Below are 19,671 nucleotides of genomic sequence, written 5' to 3'. Positions count from 1 at the left end.
GCGTTGGTGGGCAGGTGGAGGGGCGGGAGGTCAGTGAGTGTCCGGGCATTGGTGATGCAGCGCAGCCAGCGTGGGGCTTCCCTTTGAGCTGAGCGTCCGTGGAAGCCCTTGGTGGCCAGCAGTTGAGGCACCGTGGTGGGCATGGCCTTGGCTGCGGCCACCAGTGCGGAGTCCGGGATGAGGCGGCCGGGTGCTACGTCGCGTTTGCGCGCCAGTTGGTCCCGCTCCAGCCACAATTCACGGACAGCGGCCAGTTGCCTGCGGTCGCGTATCTGGTGGAGACCGGAGGTTTTCCGCCAAGGATCCACGCGCGGGGCCGACAGGCCAGCGGCAAGTATTCCTGCGAACTCCTGTTCGGCGTATTCGAGCTTGCCGTCGGCTTCCAGTAACTCGATGAGTTCCTCCCGGAGCTCCGCGAGGACTTCGACGTCGAGGGCTGCGTAACGCAGCCAGGGCTCCGGCAAGGGGCGCGTGGACCAATCGGCCGCGGAGTGTTCCTTGGCCAGGCCAAAGCCGAGGAGTTGTTCAATAACTGCGGCAAGTCCAACCCGGGGGAGTCCCGCAAGGCGGGCGGCTAGTTCGGTATCGAAGAGTTTGTCAGGCCACATGCCGAGTTCCGAGAGGCAAGGGAGATCCTGGGAGGCCGCGTGCAGAATCCATTCGACGCCGCGGAGGGCGTCATTGATGATGTTCAGGTTCTCGAAGGGCTCTGGATCTATGAGCCAGGTTCCGGCACCTTCGCGCCGGATCTGTACCAGGAAAGCCCGCTGGCCGTAACGGAACCCGGATGCGCGTTCCGCGTCCACTCCGGCAGGACCCGTTCCGGCCGCGATGGCGGCTGCGCACCGCTCCAGCCCTGACAGGGTGTCGATGACCACGGGTACCCCTTCGCGGGGAGTATCGAGATCGATAATTTCAGGGACGTGGCTGTCGAAGCCGTCTACCTTGATGTGGGTGGTGGGATCAGCAACCGGATCGCCGGCCGTGGTGTTTTCCGGATATTCAGGGGTCATGGTGGCTTAAGCTTACCGATTCCGGCCGCAGCAGGGCGTTGCCGGTCCATTGGGGGTACCCGATGATGCGTTTGTCACAGTCAATTGAGTCTCCTGTTGGGCAACCCGGTGACCCCTGGTGGCAGGGGTGGCAAGCCCGCGAAGGTGCAGACCATGTCGGACCAGGCTTCGAGGTGGGCTTGGACATCCTGGCTGGCGGGTGTCCAGGATGCCCGCAGTTCAATGTCTATGGTGTCCGGCCGCTCAGCCAGGGTGCCGAAGCTTTCGGAAAGAATTCTTGTCGCCGTGCCACCGGCAGCGCGGTAGGGCGCGGCGTGGTTCTCCAAGGCGTCCACCAGCCACGTCCAGGCAACGGAGCCAAGCATGGAGTCGTTTCCCATCTCAGCGTCCATTTGGGCCCGAATGTACGTGACGATGCGGAACTCCCCTTCCCAAACGGCGGAACCGTCGGGGTCGTAGAGGAGGATGAAGCGGCCGGTAGCGAGTTCGTCGTCCTCTTCGCTTGAGGGGCTGGTGCCCTGGCTCGCAGCGAAGGCCTTGGCTGCTGGTCCGTGCACGGGAACCCGGCGGGTGGCGGCAGTAGGGCTGAATACCTCAGCTCCCAGTGCAACTGCGTAGGGAGCCAGCCGGGCAGGAGCGGGGATCTCGTCAAGCCGCAGCTCGCTACGGCATTGTGCTTTTCGTAGTGATCCCAAGGCGAAGAGAAACTCCGAGGGAACCTGTGCGAGGGCGTTCACCATCGCAGATTATGCGTCCGGGACGGCGAATCTGTGCAGGCTCGCCGCCCCGGGTTGCAGGTGTTATGTGTTAGGCCAGCTCGCGTCGGATCGCCGCTACGAAGGCATCGATGTCCGCCTCCGTGGTGTCGAACGAACACATCCACCGCACTTCGCGGCGGGCAGCGTCCCAGTCGTAGAAGGCGAAGGACTCCCGCAGCTTGTCCGCCACGCCTTCGGGAAGTATGGCGAAGACCCCGTTGGACTGTGTTGCCTGGGTTGGCTCCACGCCGTCGATTTCCTCAACGGCTGTCCTTAGGCGGGCGGCCATGGCGTTGGCGTGGGCGGCGGAACGCAACCACAGGCCATCCTCCAGGAGGGCGATGAACTGGGCTGAGATGAAGCGCATCTTCGAGGCCAGCTGCATGTTCATTTTGCGCAGGAACTTCAATCCGTCGGCGGCTTCCGGGTTCAGTGCCACCACCACTTCGCCGAAAAGCAGGCCGTTCTTGGTGCCGCCGAAAGAGAGGATGTCCACGCCGGCATCGCGGGTGAAAGCGCGAAGGGGGACATCCAGGTGGGCGGCAGCGTTCGCCAGCCGGGCACCGTCCATGTGAAGCTTCATGCCCTTCGAGTGCGCATGGTCGGCGATGGCCCGCACTTCATCCGGCGTATAGCAGGTCCCGAGTTCAGTGGTTTGGGTGATGGAGACCACCAGCGGCTGGGCGCGGTGTTCGTCGCCCCAGCCCCAGGCCTCACGGTCGATCAGCTCAGGAGTGAGTTTGCCGTCGCCGGTGGGAACCTGCAGGAGCTTGATGCCGCCCACCCGCTCCGGTGCACCGTTCTCATCCATGTTGATGTGCGCTGTGGAGGCGCAGATCACTGCACCCCAACGGGGGAGGAGGGATTGCAGGGCAAGGACGTTGGCACCGGTGCCGTTGAAGACCGGGAACGTCTCGATGCCGGGGCCGAACTGCTGCTCCAGCACCTCCTGCAGCCGTGCCGTGTACACATCCTCGCCGTAGGAGACCTGATGTCCGCCGTTGGCGGTTGCCAGCGCTGCGAGGATCTCCGGGTGCACGCCGGAATAGTTGTCGGATGCGAATCCGCGAACCGCAGGATCATGCAGTTGAGCAGGATCATGCAGTTGAACCGGATCATGCAGTTGAGCAGGTTCATGCAGTTGAACCGGGCCCGGGGTGTCCGTGGCGCCGTGGATTGCCTCTGTTGTGCTCGTCACTTGTTCATTCACGCTTTCAAGTCTATTTGGGCCGGCAGGATTCTATGTGGCCAGCAGGATGCGCTGGCCGTTGAGGGCTGCGGCCGGTTGTTCAAAGAGTTCGACGGCGGCAGTCGCCAATTCTTCAACATCAGTGAAGCCCGGGAACCGCCTTTCGGGATGGGCCTGCCGCATGGCGGCGTCAACGAGGGCTTTCACCACAAAAATCACCGCTGCACTGTGCTGCTCGGTACTGTGCTGCTCGGTGCTGTGCTGCTCGGTGGGAGCACCAGTGTTTCCGGTGTTGCCGCTTTGCGCCCGCCCGAAGCCGTCGGCTATGGCAAGGGTCCAGGCTTCCGCGGCTGCCTTTGCCGCAGCGTAGCTTGCGGCCGCAGCTGTGGGGGAAGCTGCGGTGGTTGATGACACTATGGCCAGCCGGCCGTGTGCAGATGCTTCTAGTTGGCTGTAGAAAACCCGGGAGACGTTCCGCAGCGTAGTTACAGCGCTGCGCTCCATGGCCTCCCAATCCTCGTCGGTTTGGTCTTCGATGCCCTTTGCTCCGCGCCAACCGCCCACCAAGTGGATGACGCCGTCGACGCCTTCAACACCGAGCCCGGTGAGAGTGGCCGCGAGGTCCCTTACGGACTCCAGGTTGGCGAGATCGCAGACCAAAGGTAGCGCCGCATTGCCTGATTCGGCGGCAGCGGCCTTGATCCGGGCTTCGTCCGAGCCCACAGTGAGCACCCTGTGACCGGCGGCCCCCAAAGCGCGCGTCACGGCGATGCCGGAAGCGCTGCTTCCGCCGGTCACAAGGATAGTCAGTGTGGTCATCAGGCCGCAGTCGCGCCCGTGATGCCCGTGGTGGAGTCAATGATGGGGCGCATTTTCTTCTCCAGTGCTTCATAGAACATGGACAGGGGGAATTCGTCGTCCAGCACCTGGTCCGTGAGGCCGCGGGGCGGGCCATCCAAAGGAAGTGCTTCCGGACCCTTGGCCCATACGGACGCCGGGTGGGGAGTCACAGTGCTCGAAATGAGCTCGTATGCCGCAAGCCAGTGGGCAGCTTTCGGGCGGTCGATGGAGCGCCAGTACAGCTCTTCGATTTTGGCGCCGAGTTCCACCACCACCGCGGCAGCTTCGTCCCAGTCGATAGAGAGTTTGCTGTCCGTCCAGTGGAGAACGTGGTGCTGGTGCATCCAAGCGAAAAGGAGCTGGCCGCCCAGGCCGTCGTAGTTGCGCACACGGCTGCCGGTGATGGCAAACCGGAAGATGCGGTCGAAGATCACTGCATACTGGACCAGCTTCGCATGCTTGCGGGCATCGGGATCGGCCTCTTCGTCCTTTTCAATGCGCACGGATTCACGGAACGCGGTCAGGTCGCAGCGCAGCTCCTCGAGGGAGTACAGGAAGAACGGCATGCGCTGCTTGATCATGAACGGATCGAAGGGGAGGTCGCCGCGCATATGGGTGCGGTCGTGGATCAGGTCCCACATGACGAACGTACGCTGGGTCAGTTCCTGATCCTCGATCAGCTCCGCTGCGTCCTCGGGAAGTTCCAAGGACGTGGTTGCCGCAGCGGCCTTGAGTACGCGGCGGAACCGGGCGGCTTCACGATCGGCGAAGATGGCACCCCACGTGAACGTAGGCGTCTCACGGACTGCCACCGTCTCCGGGAAGAGCACGGCCGAGTTGGTGTCGTAGCCCGGAGTGAAGTCCACAAAGCGGATGGGGACGAACAGCCTGTTGGAGTATTCGCCTGCTTCCAGGCCGCCAATGAACTCGGGCCAGATGACCTCGATCAGGACTGCTTCGACCAACCTGTTGGTGCTGCCGTTCTGTGTGTACATGGGGAAAACAACCAGGTGTTGCAGGCCGTCAACGCGCTGCTCCTGGGGCTGGAACGCCTGAAGGGAGTCCAGGAAGTCCGGTACCCCGAAGCCTCCTTGAACCCAGCGGCCGAAGTCTTCCACCAGGAGCTCCAGGTAGCGGGCATCGTGAGGGAAATGCGGTGCCAGGGCCGAGATGGAGTCTGTAATAGTGGACACCAGGCTTGCCGCCTCGGGGTGCACTGCGGAATCGGCGATGGAGCCGTCCTGTTCCTGGAGCGCCTGGAGGGCGGTGGCTGCTGCCTTCAAGGACATCCACTCAGCGTCGTCGGCGGTGACGCGCTGGGCGATAACGGTGGTGATAGTGGTCATGGAGCTCGGCCCTTTCGAAGAGGTAATTGCTTCTGGGCCGAGCGTAGCAAGCGGGAAGCGTTGCTAATCCAAGAATGGCTTGAGCGTAAGAAACTCTTGGCCATTGGGTGGGTCGGGGCCGGTTGAGGCCTAGTTCTCTTCCGGCGTCACCAGACGCAACGAGACGGAGTTGATGCAGAATCGCTGGTCCGTAGGCGTTCCATAGCCCTCACCCTCGAAAACGTGTCCCAAGTGTGAATCACAATTAGCGCAGCGCACTTCCACCCGATCCATACCCATGGTGCGGTCGTGAAGATACCGGACGGTGCCCTCTGCCAGTGGGGCCCAGAACGACGGCCAGCCGCAATGGGAATCAAACTTCTCCCGGCTGGTAAACAACCGGCTGCCACAGGCGCGACACTGGTAGACCCCTTCGGTGTGGGTATCCCAGTACTCACCCGTGTACGGCCGCTCGGTGCCTGCCTGCCGAAGCACCCGGTACTCTTCGGGCGTCAACTCCTCGCGCCACTGGGCATCGCTCTTTTCCACGGGAACGGCAGCCCCCTCGGGCGCGGAAGTTGTGTTGCTGGTGTTCTCAGGAGTGTTCATGTCTAATGCAACGCTTACGAGTCGCCGATAAATCCCGAGCCCGCATACAAGTGCAGGACCGGAAGGCCCAGCTGGTCCTGTGCCTTATTGGCCCAGTCAGTGTGGAACGTGTCCGCAATCGCATGGGGCCGGGTAATGACCACAGCCTGGGCAGCATCCACCGCCCGGACTTTTGCCACCAAGCCGGCCACGGCACCGCCGTCGACGACCTCGCCGGTAACGCCTCCACCCAAGCCGGCCAGCGCCGCAAGCGATGCTGCCAGTGTCTCGGAGGCCTCCGCACGTTCAGCCTCAGGATCCGGGTGCTGCGCAGTGAGCTCCCGGAACGCCTTGGCAATATCCAGCAGCGACAGATTTTCCAGGAAATCCACCAGAAGGTGCCGTTCAGTATTGGAGGGAACCAAGACAATAAGGGGCGCATCACCGCCGTCGAGCAGTTTGGCGATGTTAACGCGGTCGTCGGGGCCGAGGGGCTCTTCAGTCAGGATGACGATGGGATCACTCATGACTACAGCGTAGTCCCGGCGAACCGCAGACCGCAGACTTTGCAACGCTGACTCGCGCGAATCAATCCCCTCACGGAACGCCGCGCTACCCACACCTGCACCACGCCGCGCCGGGGACCAGCAACAATGGAACCATGGCATCGACTACCCCGCCAGCGAGCGACGCTGCAGACAAGAAACTTTCTCTCCGCACCAAATGGGCCATCGCCGGCTTCCTGGCGGGCGGCACCCTCGCCAGCCTGGTGGGGGCGGGGTCCTCCGCGCTCGCGGTGTATTTCGCCCGCCGCGTCATCACCCCTGCCGCCCGGCACGAAGACCAGGAAGTCCTGGCCGTGATCCGTGGCGACAAGGGGCAAGGCGACAAAGGACAACAGGTTATCCTGGCCGCCACGCCGGACAGCACTATTGACGGCGTGTTCAGCCTGTTCTTCTCCGGTGGCAAAGGCCACGCCAGGATAGGCCGGATCGTGTCCTATTCGCCCGCCGAACAGACCGTGCTGCGCGAGGTTGAGGAAGTTTACAGCGGCAACATCTCGGAGGCGCGCCGTGCATGGTGGAGCGGGGCTACGTATCCGGATCCTGCCGCGATCGGTCTGGCGGCCGAGGATGTGGACATAGAGATCGACGGCGGGGCGGCACCTGCCTGGCTGATCCGCGCCGAAGCGTCGGCAGCGGCGCCGGTCTGCGCCATCATGGTCCATGGTCGCGGAGCAACGCGCCTTGAGGGCCTCCGTGCCGTCCGCACCGCGCGCGAACTCGGCATGGACAGCCTGCTGATCTCCTACCGCAACGACGGCCTGGCTCCTTCCGCGCCGGACGGGCGGTATGGCTTGGGCTCTACGGAATGGCGCGACGTTGAGGCCGCCATCGAGTACGCGCTGGACCGGGGTGCCCAGGAGATCGTTCTGTTCGGCTGGTCCATGGGTGGGGCCATCAGCCTGCAAACAGCGGACCTGTCCAAGCACCGTCACCTCATCCGTGCCCTGGTGCTGGACGCGCCGGTTATTAATTGGGTCAACGTGATGGCCCATCACGCTGAGATGAACAAAATTCCCTACAACGTGGGCCGCTACGGGCAGATGATGCTAAGCCACCCCCTGGGGCGCAGGCTGACCGGGCTATCGGCACCTGTGGACTTGAAAGCCATGGACTGGGAAGCCCGCGCAGTTGAGCTGCGGACTCCCACCCTGCTGATCCATAGCGTGGACGACGACTACGTGCCCTTTGGCCCGTCCGCCAGTCTCGCGGAAAAGAACCCCGAGATGGTCACGTTTGAACCCTTCGACGGCGCCCGGCACACCAAGGAGTGGAACGTCGATCCCGAACGGTGGGAGCGCCTGGTCCGGGCGTGGCTGCAGAGGCAACTGGCTCCCCGGAACAACCCGGGACAGCCCGGCGCCACTGGATAGTCCGGCTCAGGGGCGGGCTTTTGGCGGTGAGGGGTCAGCCTCGATGTTTCTCGCTGGTGCCAATGGGAGCGGTGATGGCCTTGGTGAGCCGGATCAGGTCCGCCGGGCCCAGCTCAATATCCAGTCCGCGGCGGCCTCCTGAGACGAGGACGGTGGTGAAAGCCAAGGCGGACTCGTCAACCACCGTGGGAGAGCTCTGCCGCTGCCCCAGTGGCGAGATGCCTCCCAGAACATATCCCGTGCGTCGTTCCGCCGTGCGAGGGTCCGCCATGACGGCCTTCTTGGAACCGAGAGCTGCAGCTACCGCCTTCAAGTCCAGATTCCCGGATACCGGAACGATGGCCACTGCCAAGCGGCCCTCAACCTCGACCATGAGAGTCTTGAAAACCCGGTCCGGATCGATGCCCAGAACTTCAGCGGCCTCCAGACCGTAACTGGCTGTCCCGGGATCGTGGGCGTAGGGGTGCAGCACATACGGAACGCCGGCCGCTGCAAGTGCTGCAGTTGCCGGCGTTCCCTGTGAAGCCGTTTTCTTGGCCATCGCGTGGTTGTGTCCCTCAGATTTCCAGCCGGTCAGCTTTCCAACCGGCTGGCGGCTGCTACTTTCCGCTTGATGCGCCCCAGCATGGCGGTCATTCCCCGCATACGCAGGGGAGTGATGGCCCGGGTCAGGCCCAGCAACTCAGGCATATCGTCGGGAACGGCAAGAATTTCCTCAGCCGTCAATCCATCCAAGCCCTCGTGCAGAACCCCTGCGAAGCCCCTGGTTGTGGGTGCTTCCTGAGGAGCTTTGAAGAAGAGCCGGTAGGCGCGGGCGCCGCCGTCGGGGTTTTTCTCGGACTCGATAGTGAGAAACAACGGTGACTGGCACTCCACAACCTGTTCCAGCAGCTCAGGGTGGTCCTTCAAGCGCTCCGGAAGGTCCGGCAAGCCCCTCGAAAATTCGAGAAGGAGTTGCAGGCGGTCAGGCTCCGTCAGCGCCTGGAAGTCATCGACGATTTCCGCCAGGGCGGTGGGCAATGTGTTGGTACTCATCACTTCCAGCTTACGCACAACAAGGGGCAATGCATCGTGTGTGCCGGAACACTACGGATGCCTTCACCGAGGATCAATTGCAGAGGTGGCTAGTTGCGGACCAAGGAGGAAGGTACCGAGCCACGCTCAGCACCCTTGACGATGGGAACCCGCACAGCATTGCCCCACTCAGTCCAGGAGCCGTCGTAGTTACGGACGGAGTCGAATCCCAGCAAGTATTTCAGCGCGAACCACGTGTGGCTGGAACGTTCGCCGATCCGGCAGTAAGCCACCACGTCATCCCCGGCCTCCAGGCCAGCCTCGCCAAGGTACAGGGCCTCCAGTTCTTCGCGGCTCCGGTAGGTTCCGTCTTCAGCCGCGGCGCGTGCCCAAGGGATGGATGCGGCCGTGGGAATGTGGCCGCCGCGCAGGGCGCCCTCCTCCGGGTATGCCGGCATGTGCGTGCGCTGTCCCGTGTATTCCTCAGGGGAGCGGACATCAATGAGGGGGTTGCCCAGGTGTGCCAGGACATCTTCCTTGAATGCCCGGATGGGAGCATCGTTGCGCTCCACCTCCGGGTATTCACCAGCGGCGGGCTGGGGAACGTCGGTGGTCACTTCGCGGCCTTCGGCGATCCACTTGTCCCGGCCGCCATCAAGAAGGCGGACGTCCTCGTGGCCGAACAACGTAAAGACCCAGAGTGCGTAGGCAGCCCACCAGTTGGACTTGTCGCCGTAGATGACCACGGTGCTGTCGCGGGAGATGCCCTTGGAAGCAGCGAGGGCGGCAAAAGCGGCGCCATCAACGTAGTCGCGGGTGACCTCGTCATTCAGGTCCGTGTGCCAATCGATTTTGACGGCGCCCGGGATGTGGCCTGTTTCGTAGAGGAGAACGTCTTCGTCGGACTCGACAACAACAAGCATGCCGTCGGAAATGGCGCCGTCGGCGATGGCTGCCGCGAGCCACTCAGTGGACACGAGGCGTTCAGGGTTTGCGTATGCTGCAAACTTATCGTTCTGTTCAACTGGGTAGGACATGGTGATGGCCTTTCACTGACAACGGTCGGAGCCAGGCCGTGGGAGGTGGTGCAGGTGCCGGCCGGGCGTGCTCCAACACTAACCACGGGCAGCCAGGAATGCTTCCCAGCGGTCACACGGTGAAACATGGGCTTGGTCACGTGACGGTTTGGCCAGTGTCCGATGCCGGTATTCTTGCTGGGGACCCAACACCGAAGGAACGGACCACCGTGGTAAAGATCGAACAACTGGCTGCCCGCACACCGGCAGTCTCTGTGGAAGAACTCCTCAAGGGTTTCTACCCGTCTCCTCGATTTGGAGAGGTATCGTTCGACAGCTACCGGCCGGATCCGTCCCAACCGAGCCAGGCTAACGCGGTGAAGCTGCTTTCCGGATTCGCCGACGCCGTGGGATCCGAGGACGGTGGCGGGCTTTTCAAGAAGTTGTTCGCCAAGAAGGCCCCGGCAGCGAGGGCAGGAATCTACCTTGACGGCGGCTTTGGCGTGGGAAAGACACACCTTCTGGCTTCTCTCTGGCACAGGTCGCCGGGGCCCAAGGCGTTCGGTACGTTCGTGGAATACACCAACCTTGTGGGTGCGCTGTCCTTCCGCAAGACAGTGGAAGCCCTCAGCAGCTACAAGCTGGTGTGCATCGACGAATTCGAACTTGATGATCCGGGCGACACCGTGCTCATGTCCAGGCTGATGCGTGAACTGGCCGACGCCGGCGTGAAGCTGGCAGCGACGTCCAATACCCTCCCCGGATCACTGGGGGAGGGACGCTTCGCTGCCGTGGACTTCCAGCGCGAAATACAGGTTCTTGCGGATCAGTTTGACGTAGTCAGAATCGACGGCGAAGACTTCCGTCACCGAGGCTTGCCCGCGGCCCCCGCGCCGCTCAAGACCGAAGAGCTCAAGCACCGGATGCGTGCCGAGTTCGACGGAAAGACCGTGGCCGTTGATGATTTCCGTACGCTCGTCAACCACTTGGCCGCAGTCCACCCCAGCCGCTACCGCCAGCTCATTTCCGGCGTGGAGGCCGTGGTGTGGAGCGACGTCGAAACAATCACCGAACAGGCTGTTGCGCTCCGCTTCGTGGTACTGGCGGACAGGCTCTACGACAAAGATGTGCCGATCCTGGCCAGTGGGGTACCGTTCGACCAACTCTTCACCGAAGAGATGATGACCGGTGGTTACATGAAGAAGTACTTCCGTGCCGTGTCCAGGCTGACGGCTTTGGCACGCGAAGCCCAAAACCACGAGCCTGCCTGATTCAGGCCTGCTGCGCGATTCAACCCTTCTGAACAGGTTCGCGGCTCTTCAGCAGCCAGCGAACCGCTATGCCGCCTGCCAAGGCCCAGAAAGCAGCGCCGATCCCGGCAACGCTCAACCCTGAGGCTGCCAGCAGGAAAGTGATGCAGGCCGGGATGCGTTCCTCAGCTACCGCCAGTGCTGATGAGATGGACGAAGCCAGCGTTCCCAAAAGAGCGAGCCCTGCAACGGTTTCCAGGAGTCCGGGCGGGGCGGCAGCCACCAGGGTGACCAAGGCGGCGGAGGCAGCGGCCAGCACCAGATAAGCGATGCCTGAGACGAACGCGGCGATCCAGCGCCTGCCATGGTCCTTTCCGGCCTCTTCACCAGCAGCCAGGGCTGCGCTGAGGGCGGCCAGGTTGATCGCATGGCCACCGAAAGGTGCTCCGGCGATCGTTCCAGCTCCCGTCACGAGCATGGACGGCCGCCACGGCGTCGTGTACCCAAAGGATTTGAGGACCGCGACGCCGGGAATGTTCTGCGACGCCATGGTCACGATGAAGAGCGGTAGCGCCAGTCCTACCGCGGCTCCGACGGTAAATGCAGGCGTGGTCCACTCCAATCTTGGTAGAAGACTGCCTCCGGATACCTGAACACCGGTGGTTGAGATGTGGATGCCGATGACAGCCAGGGCCACCAGCAGCGATGCCGGAACCGACCACCGTGGTGCGAATTTCATCAGGATCACCCAGCACAACACCACCGGCGCGATGAACAGGGGCGCTGATCCCAAAGATTTGAAGGGTGCAAGGCACAAGGGCAGCAGCACCCCGGCGAGCATCGCCTGCGCCAAAGCCGTAGGGATCTTTGCCATGATCCTCCCCAAGACGGGCAACAGTCCCGTGAGGAGAATCAGTACCCCCACCATCAGGAACGCACCCACAGCAGCCGGCCACCCGCCGTCGACCATTCCGGCAGAGGCGAGCAGCGCGGCACCTGGTGTGGACCACGCGAGTGTTACCGGCATCCGGGACCGCCACGACAACCACAAGATGCCCAGTCCAAAGGTGAGGGTCAGCGCCAGCAGGCCGCTGGATGCTTGCGCTTGATTGGCGCCTACGGCCTTCAAACCCGCAATGACCACTGCGAACGAGGACGTGAAACCGACTAAAGCGGTGACAACACCTGCGGTGACAGGCGGGCCCAGCGTCTCCTTAGGGGCGCGGCTTTGGACGGCACGGGTTGAAGCTGAAGGCATAAGGTCCAAAGTACCTGACCTGGTGGAAGTCTCCCGACCGGTTTCGTGGCTGCCGCCTGGGAAACGCCCAACGCTAGGGGCATCGCTTAAACGCCAAGGGCGCCGCTTAAACGCCAAGGGCACCGGTGGCGCCTCTCGGCGGGACCGGTGCCCCCTTGACGTATCTGGTACGGCGGCTCAGGCAGCTACGGCTGCTTCGGCTCATCCGTGACGGGAGCCTGTCCAGGCTGACCGTCGTTCTTGGCCACGAAGTCGGAAGCGGCATTCTGGACTTTGTCGACGTGACCGGCGTACTTGCCGCCCGTCTTCTGATCCACAAAATCCCCGGCCTTTTCGATGCCATTCTTGATGGCTTCTTCGTTGCCTTGAATGAGACCCTGAGCCTTGCCCTTCAGGTCGTCAATTAAACCCACGGGCACCTCCCTTCCATCGCGGAGCCAGTTCGCTCCTCCGCGTCCGACCCTAACACCAGTTCTGCGGGGTGCCAAGGGTTCTGCGGAGGCCTGTGGACGAACTACGCCAACGGCTTACTTTCAACCTTGTGGCGCGGGCTGTTCGGGTTCATGAGGGAGTGCCTGCGGCCATAGGCGAAGTAGATGATCAAGCCGATGACCAGCCATGCGCCGAACCGGACCCAGGTTTCCCAGTGGAGCTGGAACATGAGGAACGCCGATGCCAGGACGCCGAAGGCGGGGACTGCCGGCATGAACGGCAGGCGGAAGGTGCGCGGGGCGTTGGGCTTGGTGTAGCGGAACACGATCACGGAAATGCAGACCACCACGAAGCCAGCCAGAATGCCGATGTTGGTGAGATCGGCAACTTCCTTGATGGGGAAGACTCCGGCGAGGAATGCCGAGGCAACACCGGCGATCCATGTGACGCGCTGCGGGGTTCCGTGCTTGTCAGTCTTGGCGAACCAGCCCGGGAGCAGGCCGTCACGGCTCATGGAGAACCATACGCGGGTGACACCCAGCAGGAAGGTCAGCATCACGGTGAGGATGGACAGGACCGCGAACACCGAAATGATAGTGGCGATCACAGGCAATCCGACGCCGGTGAATGCAGATGCGAAGCCGGCCGTGGGATCAATGTCCTTGTAGTTCTGCATGCCGGTGAGTACGAGGGTTGCGGCAACGTACAGAAGCATTGCGACGATCAGCGACAGGATGATGGCCTTGGGCATGTGCTTTTTGCCGTCCTTGGCCTCTTCCGCAGCTGTGCTCATGGCGTCATAGCCGAAGACGGCGAAGAAGACGGTGGCGGCACCGGCCAGGACGGGCCCAAAGCCGCTGGGCATAAACGGGTTGTAGTTCTCGGTGTTGATGTAGAAAATACCCAGGCCGATAATGAACAGAATCAGGATGACCTTGATGGCGACTGCCACCAGTTCAAACCGGCCAAACGCCTTGGTGCCACGGCTCAGGATCCAGGTGACCAGGAGGCAGACAAGGATGGCCGGAAGGTTGATGATTCCGCCCTTGCCCTCGTCGGCCGTGGACGTCATCCAGGTGGGCATATGGATTCCGATGCCTGAAAGGAAAGCATCGAAGTAGCCGGAAATGCCGATAGCCACCACAGCCACAATGGCGATGTACTCCAGCAGGAGGTCCCAGCCGATGAACCAGCCGATGATCTCTCCCAGAGCTACATAGCCGTAGGTGTAGGCCGAGCCGGCGCGGGGGATCATGCCGGCAAACTCGGCGTAGGACAATGCTGCTGCGCCGGAAGCGAGGCCGGCGATCAGGAACGAGAAGAGCACGGCAGGGCCAACGCCGGGGTTGCTCTCGCTGCCATGGGCTACCAGCCCGGCCAGCGAGAAGATGCCGACGCCGATAATTCCGCCGACGCCAATGGCTGTCAGCTGCCAGAGGCCAAGACTTTTGAAAAGCCCGCTGTGTTTGTTTTCTTCTTCGATGTCGTCGATGGGCTTGCGCCTCAGGACGGACTGTGAAGCCGTCTGTTGGTTCATGGGGGTACTCCTGCCGGTGGGCGTGGAACGGTGATGAGCTCGCAGTACATTATGCGAGCCGAATCACATTAGATAAAGCGACTTCTTCTGAGGGGTATCGGTTACTTCCATTAATGAATTGGATATCCGCAAAATCCGGGCATAAAAAAAGCAGCTCCTGGGAGCTGCTTTCTTTATTCTGGAGCGGACGACGAGATTCGAACTCGCGACATCCACCTTGGCAAGGTGGTGCTCTACCAGCTGAGCTACGTCCGCACATGCTGCCTGCCGGGTATAAGCCTGGCTGTCAACAACAAACAAGTTGCCTTGTTTTGGTGGGCGATACTGGGATCGAACCAGTGACCTCTTCCGTGTCAGGGAAGCGCGCTACCGCTGCGCCAATCGCCCGTTACCGGGTCCTTCAATAGGAGAGCGGACGACGAGATTCGAACTCGCGACATCCACCTTGGCAAGGTGGTGCTCTACCAGCTGAGCTACGTCCGCACATGCTGCTTGCCGGGTTGATGCCCGGCCTTCAACAACAAACAAGTTTCCTTGTTCTGGTGGGCGATACTGGGATCGAACCAGTGACCTCTTCCGTGTCAGGGAAGCGCGCTACCGCTGCGCCAATCGCCCATGCATCCAGCCAGCTGCTGGAAGACATGGTTTTCACCGAGGTGGGTACGGGATTCGAACCCGTGTATACGGCTTTGCAGGCCGCTGCCTCGCCTCTCGGCCAACCCACCGTGTAAGCAGATTTCCGAAGAAGTCTTGCCTTGACAGTGCCTTGCGAGCGGACGACGAGATTCGAACTCGCGACATCCACCTTGGCAAGGTGGTGCTCTACCAGCTGAGCTACGTCCGCAGTGTCGTTATCGGCGGGCAGCCTTGCAGGCATTCCGTCGCTTTCCGACGAGTAAAAACTCTATAGGAGGTTCCTGCAAACTCCAAATCGGTAGCTTGCTTTTGATCGCAGTGGCGGCTGGATCCTTGTATTCACGCGGATTTGAGCGAATCTCACCGCTGTAATTTCACTGTTGTAGTTCGAGGGCGGCCTGAACATCAGGATCCGTTTTGCATTCCGGCGATGGTCCGTTAGTGTTTTCTATGCACCCGGGCGATTGGCGCAGTGGTAGCGCGCTTCGTTCACACCGAAGAGGTCACTGGTTCGAACCCAGTATCGCCCACAGCCTGTATGCAATGGTTAAACCCCGTTTGGACTGACTGAGTCGGTCCGGACGGGGTTTTTCCTTATTCAGCTGTTTTCCAGTGCAACCCGTATGCCTGCCCGATTTCTGGTTTCTGCGTCACGATTCACGTGCACGCGACACCCATCAGCATGCACGAACAAGAGGAGCCGGAACTGCTCCCGGCCGTCACGGAAACTGCCGCCCGCCTTGTAGATCTCTCAGCGACCGCGCCGATCCTCGCCGGCAAGCTGGCCAGGCTGCCTCCTGAGCAGCTTGCCGTGATCTTTCCGCGGATGAATTCTGTCGGTCCTCTGTGACACAGTCTTTATATGACTGCTCCACTGCTTGCCCACGCTACTGACTACGGCCGGATGTACGCCCGCTCCACCACTGAGCAATTTTCTGTGCCGTCCATCACCACAGTGATCGGACAACAGGCGCATGCTTTGGACGGTTGGTTCAGTTACATGGGCGCAAGCAGCCTGGCTGCAGATCCTGAGCTTCCGGCCATCCTCGGAAGTCCTGCCAGGATTCGTCAGGCCATCAACAAAGCCTCCAAGGCCGCTGAGGTTTATCGGGATGCAGCTGCAGCACGCGGGGATCGTGTTCATACATACTGCGAACAGGTGGCTTTGCGGGCCATGGGGCGGCCGCACCGTCTGGAAGAATGCCGGGAAGACCTCGCCGCCCATGGAGAACAGGCCTTTGCTGCCCGCTTTGATGAGTGGTGGGAACTCTACCGGGTAGAGCCCCTCGCGCCCGAGATCACGGTGTGGAACAAAACGGTGGGTTATGCCGGAACGTTGGACCTCGTGGCCCGGATCAACGGCCGCATCTGCCTGATTGACTACAAAACCAAAGGCACGACCCGCGACGGTACGGTCAAAGCCCTCGATGACAAAGTGGTCATGCAGCTCGCGGCCGGGATGAAGGCAGAGGAAAGTCTGGTGGATCCTGTTGCAGGTGAATGGGAGCCGTGGAAGTACGGCGATAACCCCATGTTGCTGGCGGTAGCTATCGGCGAGACCGAAGTCAGGCCGCAACGGGCCAATCCGGACATCCTCAAGCACCACTGGTGGAAGTTCTGCGCCTTGCGGCGCGTATGGGAGATGTCAGCGGACGTTGTCGCGGCCGGACAGCCGTTGCTCCCTATTGCTCCGCCCGTCTTCGCTTCAGCAGGCGCCGCACCTGCAGCAACATGACCTCAACTAAACTGGCCTAGGCCCCGTAACAACCGGAGCCTGGTTTGACGATCGTGAGGACTGACAGCAGATGGCAATTTTGAGTATCCGAATCATCGGGGATCCGGTGCTGCGCACCGTAGCTGACCCCGTCACCGATTTCGGTCCGGAGCTCGCCAAGCTGGTAGCTGATATGACCGAAACCATGGAAGACGTTGAAGGTGCCGGCCTCGCCGCTCCTCAGGTGGGGGTAAGCCAGCGTGTGTTTACCTACCGCATTGGGGGAGTGGAAGGACACATCATCAATCCGGTCCTGGAAAACAGTGAGGATTTCCAGCCGGACGAAGTAGAGGGTTGCCTCTCCATTCCCGGTTTGGGCTTTCCCGTGCGCCGTTACCGGGCTACCAGGGCTACTGGCGTGGACTTGAACGGGAATCCGGTGTCGGTGGAGGCGGAGGGCATGTTGGCCCGTTGTTTCCAACACGAGACAGATCACCTTGACGGCGTCCTCTATACCGACAGGTTGGAAGGGGACGACCGAAAGGCCGCCCTCCGTGCCATCCGGAACGCCAACTATCACGCCATCACGGAGCAAACAACCTCCCAACGCGCCAACTCCGTGGGCTCCAGTTTCGGCGGCGGTAGTTTCGGAGCTCCCGAGTGAGGGTCCTCTTCGCAGGAACGCCCGCTGTGGCTGTGCCGTCGTTGGATGCCTTGGTTAAGGCTGGCTTCCAGATCGTTGCGGTCCTCACCCGGCCTGATGCGCCCGTGGGCCGCAAGCGCGTTCTGACGCCTTCGCCGGTTGCTGCACGAGCCATGGAACTCGGTATCGAGGTCATTCGAGCGGCAAAGGTCGACGCGGAAACCACGCAGAAAATCGCGGAATTCGCTCCCGACGTCGCCGCAATCGTTGCTTACGGCGGCATTGTTCCCAAGGCCGCGCTGGGTGTACCCACCCACGGCTGGGTCAACCTGCACTTCTCGCTCCTCCCTGCATGGCGCGGTGCGGCGCCCGTGCAAAGATCCATCATCGCGGGCGATGACGTCACCGGGGCGGCTACTTTCCAGCTTGAAGAAGGCCTGGATACCGGGCCTGTATTTGGCACACTCACAGAAACAGTTCGTCCTGAAGATACCGCGGGTGATCTGCTCGAGCGCCTGTCCATCAGTGGCGCGGTACTGCTGAGCCAGACCCTTTCCGCCATTGATGCCGGGCAGGCTGCTCCTCAGCCGCAGACCGGGGAGATCTCCCTCGCCCCCAAGCTGACGCTCGACGACGGTCGTCTCGACTGGCAGCAGCCGGCCCTTGCCTTGAACCGCCGGGTGCGAGGAGTTACCCCTGAACCCGGAGCATGGACAACCTTGGACGGCCAGAGGGTCAAACTTGAACCCGTGACTCTCCGGCCCGATATCAAGGATCTTCCGCCGGGGAGCATCAAGGTGGACGGCAAGTCGGTTCTGGTAGGTACCGGTTCCCATGCAGTGGAGCTTGGCCGGATCCAACCGGCCGGTAAGAAAATGATGTCGCCTGCCGATTGGGCGCGCGGCCTGGCAACACCCGAGAGAGTGGTATTCGAATGAGCGAGTCCGGCCGGCGAGGCCCCAACAACAGCGGGAGCCGGGACGGCGGCGGGGCGGGCAACCGGGACTCACAGGGTAACCGTAGCGCCCGCAGCGAAAGCAAACGCAACGCGCAGGGCCGGGAACGGAACAGGGGACCGCAAAGGGGTTTTACCAATAACGCTCCTTCGCAACGCACACGTCGCGCTGATCCAGCCCGGCTCGTGGCCTTTGAAGTTCTTCGGGCGGTTGCCTCCGAAGACGCCTATGCAAACTTGGTGCTGCCGGCACGTATCCGCGAGCACCGCCTGGACCGGCGCGATGCTGGCTTCGCCACTGAATTGAGCTACGGGGCTTTGCGCGGGCAGGGTACCTACGATGCCATCCTGGCCCGTTGCGTGGACCGTCCCTTGGAGCAACTGGATCCGGCCATCCTGGATGCGCTGCGAATCGGCGCCCACCAGCTGCTCTCCATGCGTGTTCCGGCGCACGCAGCGCTGGATCAGACCGTCGGCCTGGCACGCGCCGTCATCGGAGCCGGACCATCGGCCCTCATCAACGCCGTACTTCGTAAGGTCACTGCCCACACCATGGGCGAGTGGCTGGAGATCGTGCTGGATGACGAATCCGACGAGACCAAAATTGCTGCCCTGCGCCACGCCCACCCGGAATGGATTGTCCGTGCACTCCGCCAATCCCTGGTGAACCACGGTCGCCCCAAATCCGAGATTGATGCGCTCTTGGAGGCCGATAACGCGGCCCCGGTGGTTAACCTGGTGGCGTTGCCCGGTCTTGGAAACCTGGATGAGGCTTTCGATCATGGAGCTACAGCAGGTGAGCTGGTGGAAGATTCAGCTCTTTCAGCCGGCGGGGACTTGGGCCGTTTTGAATCGGTCCGCCGCGGTACTACGCGCGTCCAGGACGTGGGATCCCAGCTGGTTGCCCGTGCTTTGGCTGGAGTTGAGCTGGGCAATTCTCCTGCACAGACTGAACGGTGGTTGGACTTGTGCGCGGGGCCCGGTGGCAAGGCTGCGCTCCTTGCTGCCTTGGCGCACCGCGACGGCGCTACCCTCCTGGCCAATGAGCCGGCACCGCACCGGGCCAAACTTGTTCAGCAGGCACTCTCGGCTGTGCCGCATGAGGCGTGGACAGTGCGGACCGGCGACGGCCGCGAAGTGGGTGCGGAGCAGCCCGAAACTTTTGACCGCGTGTTGGTGGACGTACCTTGCAGTGGACTTGGTGCCCTGCGAAGGCGGCCGGAATCCCGGTGGCGCCGCTCTCCCGCGGACATCGGTGACCTGGGTCCGTTGCAGCGTGACCTGTTGAAGTCCGCGCTTGATGCCGTCAGGCCCGGTGGCGTGGTGGCGTATGTGACGTGCTCGCCGCATCCGGCCGAGACCACAGCCGTTGTTACGGACGTGCTTGCCAAGCGTGAGGACCTTGAACTGCTGGACGCCGGGCAGGCGTTGGACGATGCCAGCCTTACCGGAAATCTTGGTGCAGGTCATGACCTCACGGCCCAGCTGTGGCCGCACGTTCACCAAACGGATGCCATGTTTATGGCACTCATCCGCAAAAAGCCGTAGCTGCCGTAACCCGGTTTCC

At 62.1% G+C, this 19,671-nt stretch carries 20 protein-coding genes and 7 tRNA genes; 8 read left to right on the top strand and 19 right to left on the bottom strand.

All coding sequences use genetic code 11. From position 1 onward, the window contains the following. The 7 genes from EU811_RS16745 to EU811_RS16715 form a co-directional block, all read right to left on the bottom strand. Window positions 1–1,013 (bottom strand): HRDC domain-containing protein (locus EU811_RS16745; protein WP_142939449.1); only part of this gene is annotated, 1,013 nt, incomplete at its 3' end. Window positions 1,014–1,093: 80 nt separating this feature from the next. Then, entirely contained in the window at window positions 1,094–1,753 is a 660-nt protein-coding gene (locus tag EU811_RS16740) for a DUF3000 domain-containing protein (RefSeq protein ID WP_142939448.1), read from the bottom strand. Window positions 1,754–1,820: 67 nt separating this feature from the next. Next, window positions 1,821–2,981 carry a threonine aldolase family protein gene (locus tag EU811_RS16735; RefSeq protein ID WP_142939447.1) on the bottom strand — a complete coding sequence of 387 codons (1,161 nt, stop codon included), beginning with the start codon at window positions 2,979–2,981 and terminating at the stop codon, window positions 1,821–1,823. Between the two features lie 30 nt (window positions 2,982–3,011). Next, complete coding sequence (locus EU811_RS16730) at window positions 3,012–3,779, bottom strand: SDR family NAD(P)-dependent oxidoreductase (RefSeq protein WP_142939446.1); 768 nt, start codon at window positions 3,777–3,779, stop codon at window positions 3,012–3,014. After that, complete coding sequence (locus tag EU811_RS16725) at window positions 3,779–5,146, bottom strand: DUF6421 family protein (RefSeq protein ID WP_142939445.1); 1,368 nt, start codon at window positions 5,144–5,146, stop codon at window positions 3,779–3,781. The genes EU811_RS16730 and EU811_RS16725 overlap by 1 nt, the downstream gene beginning before the upstream one ends. A 129-nt stretch (window positions 5,147–5,275) precedes the next feature. After that, entirely contained in the window at window positions 5,276–5,734 is a 459-nt protein-coding gene (gene msrB, locus EU811_RS16720; protein WP_142939444.1) for a peptide-methionine (R)-S-oxide reductase MsrB, read from the bottom strand. Between the two features lie 14 nt (window positions 5,735–5,748). Continuing rightward, window positions 5,749–6,240: a hypothetical protein gene (locus tag EU811_RS16715; RefSeq protein WP_026005514.1), complete on the bottom strand. Its 492-nt coding sequence runs from the start codon at window positions 6,238–6,240 to the stop codon at window positions 5,749–5,751. A 134-nt stretch (window positions 6,241–6,374) separates the two neighbouring features. Here EU811_RS16715 and EU811_RS16710 point away from each other — a divergent pair, with 134 nt between their 5' ends. After that, window positions 6,375–7,649 carry an alpha/beta hydrolase family protein gene (locus tag EU811_RS16710; RefSeq protein WP_142939443.1) on the top strand — a complete coding sequence of 425 codons (1,275 nt, stop codon included), beginning with the start codon at window positions 6,375–6,377 and terminating at the stop codon, window positions 7,647–7,649. Window positions 7,650–7,683: 34 nt separating this feature from the next. On the opposite strand, the gene ybaK is transcribed toward EU811_RS16710, so the two are convergent. From ybaK to EU811_RS16695, 3 genes are all read right to left on the bottom strand, one after another. Further along, on the bottom strand, window positions 7,684–8,190 hold the full coding sequence (gene ybaK / locus EU811_RS16705; RefSeq protein WP_142939442.1) for a Cys-tRNA(Pro) deacylase: 507 nt from the start codon (window positions 8,188–8,190) through the stop codon (window positions 7,684–7,686). A gap of 32 nt (window positions 8,191–8,222) precedes the next feature. Then, on the bottom strand, window positions 8,223–8,684 hold the full coding sequence (locus tag EU811_RS16700; RefSeq protein ID WP_187697232.1) for a SufE family protein: 462 nt from the start codon (window positions 8,682–8,684) through the stop codon (window positions 8,223–8,225). Window positions 8,685–8,773: 89 nt separating this feature from the next. Continuing rightward, window positions 8,774–9,700: a sulfurtransferase gene (locus EU811_RS16695; RefSeq protein WP_142939440.1), complete on the bottom strand. Its 927-nt coding sequence runs from the start codon at window positions 9,698–9,700 to the stop codon at window positions 8,774–8,776. 209 nt (window positions 9,701–9,909) lie between these two features. Here EU811_RS16695 and zapE point away from each other — a divergent pair, with 209 nt between their 5' ends. Continuing rightward, the gene (zapE, locus tag EU811_RS16690) at window positions 9,910–10,950 is read left to right on the top strand and encodes a cell division protein ZapE (RefSeq protein ID WP_142939458.1); all 1,041 of its coding nucleotides are present in this window, start codon (window positions 9,910–9,912) and stop codon (window positions 10,948–10,950) included. Window positions 10,951–10,969: 19 nt separating this feature from the next. Here the strand turns inward: zapE and EU811_RS16685 are convergent, their stop codons facing one another. The 9 genes from EU811_RS16685 to EU811_RS16645 all read right to left on the bottom strand — a co-directional run bounded on the left by EU811_RS16685 (window position 10,970) and on the right by EU811_RS16645 (window position 15,000). Beyond that, window positions 10,970–12,187, bottom strand: coding sequence for a benzoate/H(+) symporter BenE family transporter (locus EU811_RS16685; protein ID WP_142939439.1), 1,218 nt, complete (start codon window positions 12,185–12,187; stop codon window positions 10,970–10,972). Window positions 12,188–12,372: 185 nt separating this feature from the next. After that, a complete protein-coding gene (locus tag EU811_RS16680; protein WP_014921420.1) occupies window positions 12,373–12,606 on the bottom strand; it encodes an antitoxin in 234 nt (77 codons plus the stop codon). A gap of 95 nt (window positions 12,607–12,701) precedes the next feature. Then, entirely contained in the window at window positions 12,702–14,156 is a 1,455-nt protein-coding gene (locus EU811_RS16675) for an amino acid permease (RefSeq protein ID WP_142939438.1), read from the bottom strand. A 179-nt stretch (window positions 14,157–14,335) separates the two neighbouring features. Then, window positions 14,336–14,411: transfer RNA gene (locus EU811_RS16670), tRNA-Gly, on the bottom strand. 57 nt (window positions 14,412–14,468) lie between these two features. After that, window positions 14,469–14,543, bottom strand: a tRNA-Val gene (locus EU811_RS16665). 23 nt (window positions 14,544–14,566) lie between these two features. Further along, window positions 14,567–14,639 (bottom strand) — tRNA-Gly (locus EU811_RS16660). A gap of 57 nt (window positions 14,640–14,696) precedes the next feature. After that, window positions 14,697–14,771: transfer RNA gene (locus EU811_RS16655), tRNA-Val, on the bottom strand. A 39-nt stretch (window positions 14,772–14,810) separates the two neighbouring features. Beyond that, window positions 14,811–14,881, bottom strand: a tRNA-Cys gene (locus tag EU811_RS16650). A gap of 46 nt (window positions 14,882–14,927) precedes the next feature. Next, window positions 14,928–15,000 (bottom strand) — tRNA-Gly (locus EU811_RS16645). A gap of 250 nt (window positions 15,001–15,250) precedes the next feature. On the opposite strand from EU811_RS16645, the gene EU811_RS16640 reads away from it, so the two are divergent. The 6 genes from EU811_RS16640 to EU811_RS16620 all read left to right on the top strand — a co-directional run bounded on the left by EU811_RS16640 (window position 15,251) and on the right by EU811_RS16620 (window position 19,652). Beyond that, window positions 15,251–15,322: transfer RNA gene (locus tag EU811_RS16640), tRNA-Val, on the top strand. A 152-nt stretch (window positions 15,323–15,474) separates the two neighbouring features. Continuing rightward, window positions 15,475–15,642, top strand: a complete 168-nt coding sequence (locus EU811_RS23555; RefSeq protein WP_160147655.1) for a hypothetical protein — start codon at window positions 15,475–15,477, stop codon at window positions 15,640–15,642. A 12-nt stretch (window positions 15,643–15,654) separates the two neighbouring features. Further along, window positions 15,655–16,527, top strand: a complete 873-nt coding sequence (locus tag EU811_RS16635; protein WP_142939437.1) for a cytochrome — start codon at window positions 15,655–15,657, stop codon at window positions 16,525–16,527. 70 nt (window positions 16,528–16,597) lie between these two features. Continuing rightward, entirely contained in the window at window positions 16,598–17,170 is a 573-nt protein-coding gene (gene def / locus EU811_RS16630; protein ID WP_142939436.1) for a peptide deformylase, read from the top strand. Further along, entirely contained in the window at window positions 17,167–18,087 is a 921-nt protein-coding gene (gene fmt, locus EU811_RS16625) for a methionyl-tRNA formyltransferase (RefSeq protein WP_142939435.1), read from the top strand. Before def ends, fmt begins: the two co-directional genes overlap by 4 nt. Then, complete coding sequence (locus EU811_RS16620; RefSeq protein WP_142939434.1) at window positions 18,084–19,652, top strand: RsmB/NOP family class I SAM-dependent RNA methyltransferase; 1,569 nt, start codon at window positions 18,084–18,086, stop codon at window positions 19,650–19,652. The genes fmt and EU811_RS16620 overlap by 4 nt, the downstream gene beginning before the upstream one ends. Window positions 19,653–19,671 lie beyond the last annotated feature (19 nt).

The sequence above is a fragment of the Arthrobacter sp. TS-15 genome (assembly GCF_006964045.1).
Lineage (GTDB): Bacteria > Actinomycetota > Actinomycetes > Actinomycetales > Micrococcaceae > Arthrobacter.
The sequence above is the reverse complement of the archived record's forward strand: the minus strand, read 5'-3'. Positions and strand labels throughout refer to the sequence as shown.